This is a genomic window from Pseudomonas sp. BJa3, assembly GCF_026343815.1.
In the GTDB taxonomy this organism is placed as follows: Bacteria; Pseudomonadota; Gammaproteobacteria; order Pseudomonadales; family Pseudomonadaceae; genus Aquipseudomonas; species Aquipseudomonas soli.
In genome coordinates, this window is record NZ_JAOXMC010000443.1 from 1 (window position 1) to 245 (window position 245).

General features: G+C 57.1%; 1 protein-coding gene. It reads left to right on the forward strand.

Annotated elements, in window-relative coordinates; translation table 11 throughout:
* Positions 1-49: 49 nt before the first annotated feature.
* A partial coding sequence (locus OH705_RS28345; RefSeq protein WP_267303587.1) for a hypothetical protein occupies positions 50-245 on the forward strand: 196 nt, incomplete at its 3' end.

Consider the following 245-nt stretch of genomic DNA (forward strand, 5'->3'; position numbering starts at 1 on the left):
GAAGTCAGCCCGCAGTCGCCTCGTGCTACCTTTTCTGACGGACGCTGTGGTGACTGCCGAACGGTCGGCGTGGTTCATCGATCAACTGGCGGCATTGATCGAAGACGCGGTGCCGATGGATGAAAGAAGCAAGCGCTACCTTCAGGGTGCGATAGTTGAAGCGATGAAGAACGCAGGCGAGCATGCCTATAAGCTTAAGCCGCAGTATCAGGCTCTAGGTCATCGCTGGTGGCTCACTGGTGCGT